At 63.2% G+C, this 9115-nt stretch carries 5 protein-coding genes and 2 pseudogenes; 3 read left to right on the top strand and 4 right to left on the bottom strand.

What is annotated here, in order from left to right; translation table 11 throughout:
* Window positions 1-675: 675 nt before the first annotated feature.
* Window positions 676-1556 (top strand): annotated as a pseudogene (locus JNK99_RS16415) (N-6 DNA methylase); the annotation flags it as partial.
* A 213-nt stretch (window positions 1557-1769) separates the two neighbouring features.
* On the opposite strand, the gene JNK99_RS16410 reads toward JNK99_RS16415, so the two are convergent.
* Both JNK99_RS16410 and JNK99_RS16405 read right to left on the bottom strand, forming a co-directional pair.
* Window positions 1770-3425, bottom strand: a complete 1656-nt coding sequence (locus JNK99_RS16410) for an FAD-dependent oxidoreductase (protein ID WP_291855164.1) — start codon at window positions 3423-3425, stop codon at window positions 1770-1772.
* 3 nt (window positions 3426-3428) lie between these two features.
* Complete coding sequence (locus tag JNK99_RS16405) at window positions 3429-4934, bottom strand: polyamine aminopropyltransferase (RefSeq protein WP_291855167.1); 1506 nt, start codon at window positions 4932-4934, stop codon at window positions 3429-3431.
* A 368-nt stretch (window positions 4935-5302) separates the two neighbouring features.
* Here JNK99_RS16405 and ydiK point away from each other — a divergent pair, with 368 nt between their 5' ends.
* Complete coding sequence (gene ydiK / locus JNK99_RS16400) at window positions 5303-6424, top strand: AI-2E family transporter YdiK (protein WP_291855161.1); 1122 nt, start codon at window positions 5303-5305, stop codon at window positions 6422-6424.
* A gap of 71 nt (window positions 6425-6495) precedes the next feature.
* On the top strand, window positions 6496-7104 hold the full coding sequence (locus tag JNK99_RS16395; RefSeq protein ID WP_291855158.1) for a riboflavin synthase: 609 nt from the start codon (window positions 6496-6498) through the stop codon (window positions 7102-7104).
* A 96-nt stretch (window positions 7105-7200) separates the two neighbouring features.
* Here JNK99_RS16395 and JNK99_RS16390 read toward each other — a convergent pair whose 3' ends face one another.
* Both JNK99_RS16390 and JNK99_RS16385 read right to left on the bottom strand, forming a co-directional pair.
* Entirely contained in the window at window positions 7201-7380 is a 180-nt protein-coding gene (locus JNK99_RS16390) for a hypothetical protein (protein ID WP_291855155.1), read from the bottom strand.
* 40 nt (window positions 7381-7420) lie between these two features.
* A pseudogene (locus JNK99_RS16385) lies at window positions 7421-8932 on the bottom strand (3'-5' exonuclease); the annotation flags it as partial.
* Window positions 8933-9115 lie beyond the last annotated feature (183 nt).

Below are 9115 nucleotides of genomic sequence, written 5' to 3'. Positions count from 1 at the left end.
GCAGCAGCAGTACCTCCCGCAAATGGAACAGAAGGCGCAGTCACTGGACATGGGGCAGGTGATGAATCTAGTTCGTGGAGTGTGACCAGTAGATCGTCGCTTTGTGCTTCCCGAATGTAGCACCGCTGTTGTGCAGCCTAGGAAATCTGCCATTTAGCGGCAGTTGCAGTTAAGCGGTAGAGAATCGCTGCATTGCCGTCAGGCTCAGCCCGCTGGATCAAAGTCGGCTGCGGCCGAACCCCGTCATTGGAGATACAGTAGTTTGATATCTGGCGACGTTGCTCCTGATGGCTGGTGCGGATAGAATCAGATTTTCGAGGGCTAGACAGTTTGTTATGGCATACCTTCTGGCCCGCCAGGATACCTGCTGTAAACACTCTGCAGCAAAAACGATGACCCCGCTCAACGCCATGCTTTGCGGGGTTTTTCGTTTAAACCTCCTGACTTCGCCTACCCCACGAATATCATTTGTCGCGTCTTGGGAACCATTTTTCTCGGAACCTGTTGACTGCGGGAATCTGGTTAAAAATTTTCAAGCTATTGTTTTAATGTGACTTTCTCTGGAAGGCGGACGGGGAGTTGTGGACGTTCGTTTTGGGTTCGAGAGGGATGCCAGCGCGAAATTCCGTTCATCTGGTGCACCTTTGTGCTGCGACAATGACTGCCGCAGAAATCTTGCAGGAACAGACTGTTACCCTTGGGCAACCGGAAGCCCACCTCCGGGAATCCGCCAACATCCTGCGCGGCCCGTGGACGCATCCGACTTCACGACCTACATCTTCCCGCTGCTCTTCTTCAAGCGCATCTGCGATGTCTGGGACGAGGAGTACCAGGAGATCGTCGACGAGGCCGGCGACGAGCAGTTGGCCTGGTTCCCCGAGTTGCACCGGTTTCAGATCCCCGAGGACTGCCACTGGAGCGACGTGCGCACCAAGGCCACGAACATCGGCGCGGCGCTGCAGCGCGCCATGCGCGAGATCGAGAAGACCAATCCTGACACGCTGCTCCACGGTGTGTTCGGCAACGCGCAGGGGTTCAATAAGGATCGACTGTCCGACGCGCTGCACAACCCGGCCTTCTTCGACGGTAGCCGGCTTGCCACCTTCGACTGCGTGATCGCCAACCCTCCCCTTCTCTCTGAAGAAGTGGGGCGAAGACCTGTGGCTGAACGATCCCTTCGGCCGCAGCTTTGCGGGGCTGCCGCCCTCGTCCAGCGGAGACTCCGCCTGGGTTCAGCACATGGTGAAGTGGATGGCCGAGGGCTCCGGCCACATGGCCGTGGCGCTGCCCCGGTGCGCACTGTTCCGCACAGGCGCCATCCGGCAAAAGCGGCTGCAGATGGACCTGATCGAGACCGTGGTCGGCCTGGCGCCCAACCCGTTCTACAACACCGGCCTGGCCTCCTGCATCCTGATGCTGTGCAAGCGCAAGCCCACTGCCCGCAAGAAGAAAGTGCTCATCGCCGACGCCTCGCACCTGTTCCGCCTGGCCGTCCGCAGAACTACCTGGAGCCCGAGCACGCCACGGAGATCCTGACCTGGTACCGGAACTTCGCCTATCAAAAGAAACGTCAATGGTACGTCACCTCTGGAAGACGAAATTTCGGGGGAAGCTCAGCCAGGAGGAGTTGGAGGCAGCGCGGGGTGGCCTGCGCGGCCAGGAGTCAGCGGCCGATGTGCCGTTTGATCTTGCAGGGCGGAGTCTCCCCCCGGCTGATCACCGCCTGTCCTGGTCATGGCTTTGTGCTGGCACGGTACGCCGCCGCTCGCTCAGGCAAGCGACGAGGTGAAACGCACCCCAAGTCGGTGCAGGGTTCGCTCGGCGGCCAGTACGCCACGATACTGTGCCTCCTCGAACAGCGAAAAACCGCTGACATCGGCATGGGCAAAGCGCAGCCGTTCGCTGTCGACGGCAAAGCGCTGCCTGGCCTCGCCCCAGATCAAACCTGGCAACGGACGGGCCATCGCGTGCCCGTTACGGAAAACGTCAAGATGGCTGGTGAGTTGTCGGATGTTGCGGTGCGGGCGCTCGAGTTCGGCCAGGATCTGCTCGGCCCAGGCCGCGTGTGGCGTGTCGCGCAGGACGGCGCGGCCCCGTTGCGGGCTCAAGTCGTCGAATGCCCGATACCAGGTGAGGATCGTTGCTCCCTGCCAGACGCGCATCCGCTGGTGCGTCGCCACGACGTAGCCAAGGCCGGCGCCGTCGTACAGCACATTGTCCCAGGCCGGTGGAGCGCCGCTTCGATCGTCGGGGAAACGTGTCAGCGTCAGGTTGGCGACCAGCCAGGGAGCATGGCTGAAACTGCGGGCAGCGGCCTTGAGATCGACATGACCGGCAAACACCCACGGAACGAGAAACAGTGGCGCGGCCCAGATCAGTTGTTCGGCGCGCAGGCGCAGTGTTCGCCGCTCGCCCGGCAGCCACAGGTCAACTTCGATTGGGCGATTTCCCGTACCCCGTTCGCCGCCGCTGACGCGCCGCGCCAGTGCGCCGGTCAGCAGACGCTGGCCGACCCGTGCTTCGATCGAGCGCTGCATGCCACGCGTCAGCCAGGCATTACCCTCCGGCGCGGTGAGTACGGTTTCGCTGCCCGCGTTCCGTGCTTCGCCATCACGGCAGGCAAAATAGTGGATGCCGGCCCAGGCCGAAACTTCAGCGCTGCTCGTCCCGTAGTCGTCGCGGCAAGCGTAATTGACGTACCAGTGCAGATGCGGCGCAGTGAGACCCTGCGCGAGCAGCCAGTCGCGCATGCTGATCTGGTCGAGCGCCAGCAGATCCGGCGCACGGCTTGACAGCTCCATCGGCAGTGCGAAGGCGCGTCGTCCGTGTGCGTCGCGCTGCTGTGAGAAAGCTTCGATCAGCTCGGCAAAATGCCGATATTGACTGCGCTCGGCGGCACTGACACCGGCCTGCGGCAGCAACCCGTCCTGCCAGCGGCCGTCACGATACAAGCGCTCCTGCGGCGTCGCACAGAGGAAACGCTCGTCATAGACCGGCTGGGCGGCACGCGGGTCGCCCAGCAGCACGCCGAGTTCGGCGAGCAATTCACGCACGGCGAGCGCCTCGCGGTTGGGCAGCGGCAGGTAGTGAGCGCCCCAGGGAAAAACGCTGACCGCATTGCTCCCGGCACGCGAATTGCCGCCCACTTCGTTCTCCAGTTCGACCAGCAGAAAATCGGCGAAGCCCGCCCGCGCCAGTTTCCAGCCGGCGGCCAGGCCGGCAACCCCGGCCCCGACGATCACCACTGGCACCTCGCGTGTCTCGCCGGGTGACGCTGGTGCTGGATCGCGCAGCAGGTGCCCGAGATCAAGCGCGGTGCCGAGCAGGTCACCGGGCGGCAGGGACGGCGGTCCACTGCGGCAGGCGGCCAGCGACGCTGCGCCAGTCGCCAATGCCACCGAGGCCAGGAAGTCGCGCCGGTCCATCGCCTAGCGGATCACCTGCCGCCACTCCTGCTCGAAGTAGCGCACCAGTACCTGGTTGTTGAGGCGATTCACCTCAGCCTCGACGCGCGTCATGTCACGCGGGAAAAGGAACAGCCCCGGGGTCGTTTCGGGTGTCAGAAAACGTGTTTCCACGGCGTAGGACTGTGGCGACCGGTAGGCCCGCCGGCCGGCCAGCACGAAACCCCATTCGCCGAACGACGGAACCAGCGCATGGTAGGGGGTGGTCACCAGTCCGACGCTCTCCAGGGTCGTGACGACACACCAGAAGGCCTGGCGTGCGTAGAGTGGCGAGGTCGACTGGATAACCGCCAGCCCGTTACCCGCCAGATGCTTGTCGAGCAAGCGGTAGAACGAAGCGCTGTACAGTTTGCCAAGCGAGAAGTTCGAAGGATCGGGAAAATCGACCACGACGAAATCGAAGACCTCATCGTTTTCCTCGAGCCACAGCAGTGCGTCGGCATTGATCACCCTGACCTTCGGCGAAAGCAACGCGTCCTGATTGAGCCGGCGCAAGGGCGGCGCGCTGGCGAACAACCGGGTCATTGCCGGGTCGAGATCGATCAGCGTCACCGATTCGATCTGGACGTACTTGAGAATCTCGCGCACCGCCAGCCCATCGCCACCACCGAGTACCAGTACCCGCCGCGCCGACGGCAAGGTGGCCAGCCCCGGATGAACCAACGCCTCGTGGTAACGATATTCGTCGCGCGAACTGAACTGCAGATTGTTGTTCAGATGCAGGCGCAAGTCATCCTTCCAGCGCGTGACGACGATGCGTTGATACGGCGTGCTTTCGGTATGTACGATCTCGTCGGCATAGAGCTGGGTTTCGGTCAGCGAGGTCAGCTCGCCGGCGCCGGCAAAGGCGATGAGCAGTGCGAGCAGCGCCACTCCACCCTGGGTGCGCAGCCAGCCGGCGTGCTGCAACTGCTCGCGAAACAGCCACCAGGCCCACAGCGCCACTCCGACGTTGAGCAGGCCGAAGAGCAGCGCACTGCGGATCAAGCCAAGGTGTGGCACGAGCAGAACGGGGAAGAGAATCGATACGGCCAGCGCGCCAAGGTAATCGAAGGTCAGCACCTGCGAGACGACCTCCTTGAACAGCAGATCGCGTTTGAGGATGCGCATGACCAGCGGGATCTCCAGTCCGACCAGCACACCGATACCCAGCACTGCCAGGTAGAGCACCAGTTTGAACGGCGCCGAGGCGCAGGCGAAGACGAAGAACAGGAGAGCGGCCGAGAAACCACCGAGCACGCCGACCAGCAGTTCGATCTGAATGAAGCGGGCGACCAGATGGTCCTCGACATGGCGCGACAGCCACGAGCCGATTCCCATGGCGAACAGGTAGCTGCCAATGACCGTCGAGAACTGCGTCACCGAGTCGCCCAGCAGGTAGCTTGCCAGGGCGCCGGCGACCAGTTCGTAGGCCAACCCGCAGGAGGCGATGACGAAAACAGAAAAGAGCAGTGCGCGGTTCATCCTCAGGCTGGCGCGCCGATTGAGCCCCGACGCGACAGCCGGTTGGCTGCAGTTCGGGCTGCCGCGGCGCCTGACCGCAGGCGCTGCCGGCCACTCGCCGCTGCCGGCCGGACGGTGTTTGGCTGATGCATGGGTGGCATTCTATTCCCAAAAGGTCGCCGCACCGGCAACTGTCGGGTGCTGACCCGAGACCCTGGCGCGACCAACGCGGCGCATGACGAAGCGCTGCCGGAGTTCCCGGCGGGCAAACATCGGACCGTCAAATTAGGCTAACATGCTTCCCACACTCCACCTGCCGGACAGCGCGGGCGGCCGATGGCGAACGGCGCCCCCCTGGTCAGGCCAGTGACCCGCCCAATCTGGATGACTAGACCATGAACCCGGTTGACAAGCACATCGAAATGGCCCGCCCGACCCTGGCGGTATTGTTCCTCTGCCTGCTGATCGCCGCTTCGCTGTGGATACTGCGCCCCTTTCTGCCGGCGCTGATCTGGGCAACGATGGTCGTTGTCGCCACCTGGCCGTTGATGCTGCGCATGCAGCAGGTTTTCGGCAATCGCCGCCTGCCGGCGGTCATCCTGATGACCCTGCTGGTTCTCCTCGGCCTGGTGGTGCCCCTGTCGGTAGCCATCGCCACCATCGTCGACAATGCAGAGCAGATTGCCGATTGGGGCAAGGCCCTGAGCAATCTGCGCGTACAGGCGCCTCCCGCCTGGATCAACGAAGTGCCATTCGTCGGTCCGCGACTGGAGCAGGCATGGCGACAACTTGCCGCGACCGGCAGCGCCGAACTGGCCGCCAAGGTGGCGCCCTACGCCGGCAACCTGACCCGCTGGTTCGTCAGCGAGATCGGCAGCTTCGGGCTGGTCTTCATACAGTTCCTGCTTACGGTCGCCCTGTCGGCCATTCTTTATGTCTCGGGCGAAACGGTGGCGGCCGGTGTGCGGCGTTTCGGCTACCGGCTGAGCGGCGAACGCGGTGCGGCTGCCGTCGTGCTGGCCGGCCAGGCGGCGCGTGCCGTGGCGCTCGGCGTCGGGGTGACGGCGATCGTGCAGTCGATCCTCGGCGGCATCGGTCTGGCCATCGCCGGGGTGCCGTTCGCCCCGGTTCTGACGGCGGTGATGTTCATGTTCTGCATCGCGCAGCTCGGACCGGTGCTGGTTCTTGCACCGGCCGTGGTCTGGTTGTACTGGGGCGACAACACCGGCTGGGGCAGCTTTCTGCTGGTGTGGACCCTTTTCGTCGGCACGATGGACAACTTTCTGCGTCCGATCCTCATCAAGCAGGGCGCCGACCTGCCGCTGTTGCTGATCCTGGCAGGCGTCATCGGCGGCATGTTGGCCTTCGGGCTGGTCGGCCTGTTCGTCGGGCCGGTGGTCCTGGCGGTCGGTTACACGCTACTCGGAGCGTGGATCAACGAGATCCCGCCCGACGAGGGGACGGTTGCAGCGCTGGCGGACAACCCGTCGCCAACCGGTCCGCTTCCCCCTGCCTGAGACAGCCTCAGCCGGCACGCCGGACACAGCCCCTCATTGTTACCCCTCCTTTTTTTCGAGAGGTTCTTGCCATGTTCTCGGGAATCATCGCCGCCGTTGGTCAGATCACCCGCATCACCCCGCGCGATGACGGCGCCGCCACGATCCGGCTGACGATAGACGCCGGCGGACTCGGACTCGATGACGTCAGTCTCGGCGACTCGATCGCCTGCAACGGCGTCTGCCTGACCGTGGTCGACAAGCACGACCATCAATTCTGCGTCGATGTTTCGCCCGAGTCGCTGGCCTGCACCGTGGGCCTGGAGGCACCGGGAGCGGTTAACCTCGAGAAGGCGCTGCGTCTGGCCGACCGCCTGGGGGGACATCTCGTCTCCGGGCACGTCGACGGCGTTGGCGAAGTGCTGCGAAGCGATCCGCTGGGTGACAATCGGCTGCTCGAAATCCGCGCGCCGGCGGCGCTTGCCCGCTACATCGCCCGCAAGGGGTCGATCACGGTCGATGGGGTCAGCCTGACAAGCAACACGGTCGACGGCGCCGATTTCACCATCAACCTGATTCCGCACACACTGCAGGCCACCAGCCTGGGACGACTGCAGGCCGGTAGCCGGGTCAATCTGGAGATCGATCTGCTCGCACGCTACTGCGAACGGCTTCTGGCGTTTTCCGACGGCGTCAAATAAGCGTTTGAAACAACAATAAAACAATGTGTTATAGACATATCGGACAGCATCTGACATAGGACATGGTTGATTGCCCAACTTTGTGACGGTAAGCGCTCAGCAAAAAGTCATCCGATATTCAGAGCTGAAGCCGGCCAGGATCTGATCGACGTCAGCCTCGAGCACGGCAGAGCTGCGGGCTTTGCAGGTCATCCCCTCGTACTTCATCTTGCGCCAGAGTTTTTCGACACGGTTTAGTCGGGCGACCGCCTGTTCTCCCGACGCTTCGAGCGACAAGTAAGGCTGCTTCAGGCCGTCGATATGTTCGGCGGCCCGGCTACTTGCCTTCCAGATCGTCGAGAAACTCCGACGATGGCGCAGTCCCGGTAACCAACAGTCGGTCTCGTGCGCGCGTGCAGGCGACGTAGAGCAACTGTCGCTCGGTGTCGTAAACCTCCTGCAAGTCACCGTCGTCGCCGACCGTCTCGATACGCTCCGGCAAGGGGATCACCTCATCGTCGCAGGCCATCACGGCCACTGCGCGGAACTCCAAACCTTTCGCCAAGTGCATGGAGCTGATCGACACGTGGTCGTGCTCCATCGCCACGTGCTCATCCAGAATTTGATAAGGCAAGTCAGCGAGACGAAGGGCTTTCTCGGCCCGACCGATTTGTGCTTCGGAACGCACGAACACACCGATCTCGTGCGGCAGGATGCCGGCGCGCACTCCGTCGGCGAGCCAACGTCCGACGACGGCAACTTCTTCCTCGGCACCGTCGAGAATTTGAATTCGCGGCGGCGGACCGTTGAACACCGATACGGTATCGCTGCGATCTTCCGTGTTGCCATCGACATCGGTCACCGACGGAGCGAGCAATCGATCCGCCTGGCTGCGAATCTGGTGCGAGGTCCGGTAGTTCACGCGCAGCGTGCGAGACCGCCCGCGTACATCGACGCCGAGCGACTTCCACGAAAACGGTTGCTGAAAGATACGCTGCCCCAGGTCGCCGGAAAAAAACAGCGCGTTCGGGCGAACCGCGCCCTCGCCGCCGCCGGGTTCGCGACCCAAGGCGACCAGAAACCGCAAATGCGCGACTCCGACATCCTGCGCCTCATCCACCACCACAAAGTCAAAGACAGGACTGCTTCTGGCTTTCATGGCATTCGCCAAGGTCGTGAACAGCCCGGAGGCAGTGACCAATCCCTTCTCGCGCAAGCCTGAGCGAACGCGCTCGAAGATCGCCCACAACACCGCCCGCTGCGCTTCCGGCAGTCGGGTCTTGCGGCCGAGGCGCACCACGTCGCGATAAGCCTCCCAATGATCGAACTGCCAGGCGTCGACCACGTGTTCCCATTCGGTCAGCAGGAAATGGCGGCCAAACCTGTGTCCCGGTACGGCTTTGACTGCGTCCCCGACGAGCTGGCGGATGTCGTCGCGGGAGGCGAGCTTTGCGGCACCGACCTGGGTCTTGTGCAAGCGCAGCCCGATGGCTTCGAGCGAATACACGTCGATCCGCTCGGCAAGGCGCGGCTCATGGGTCAGCAAGCGGTTGAGCTTCGATTGCAGCGCATTGGCCAGCGTGTCGGAAAACGTCGTCAGCAGAACGCGCGCATCGGGATTCTGCCGCGCCAGATAGGCGGCACGGTGGAGAGCGACGATGGTCTTGCCAGTGCCGGCCGAACCGGAGACGCGCGCCGGTCCGGTGTAGTCGCGCTCCACCCACTGGCGCTGTTCGGGGTGGAGGAAGACTGTCCATTTCTCCCACGGATAATCGAGCGCGCGCTGCAATTCCTCGACATTGCTCATCACCCGGAAGCGACGTTGTGCGTCGGGGTGGTCGAACGGATTGACCGTCGCCGGCGTCGCCAGTGTCGGCTTGCGCGGCTTGCCGGGCAGCGCAACTTCTTTTCTGTAAAAGCCCCCAAGGGATTCCATCGGGATATAGCCATCAGTCATTCAGGTTGAGGTAGATTTTCCCGGTCATCCATTCCTCGTCGCATTCTGCCAGAAGGGCGGAGACAAGGCGCAGAC

Source organism: Accumulibacter sp. (assembly GCF_016789985.1).
In the GTDB taxonomy this organism is placed as follows: Bacteria; Pseudomonadota; Gammaproteobacteria; order Burkholderiales; family Rhodocyclaceae; genus Accumulibacter.
Note: the sequence above shows the minus strand (reverse complement) of the source record. Positions and strands in the feature narration are given on the sequence as shown.

What these genes read in the sequence shown, in the direction of transcription:
- JNK99_RS16410 (WP_291855164.1), bottom strand. Translation starts at nt 3,425, where the DNA reads ATGGACCGGCGCGACTTCCTGGCCTCGGTGGCATTGGCGACTGGCGCA.
- ydiK (WP_291855161.1), top strand. Translation starts at nt 5,303, where the DNA reads ATGAACCCGGTTGACAAGCACATCGAAATGGCCCGCCCGACCCTGGCG.
- JNK99_RS16395 (WP_291855158.1), top strand. Translation starts at nt 6,496, where the DNA reads ATGTTCTCGGGAATCATCGCCGCCGTTGGTCAGATCACCCGCATCACC.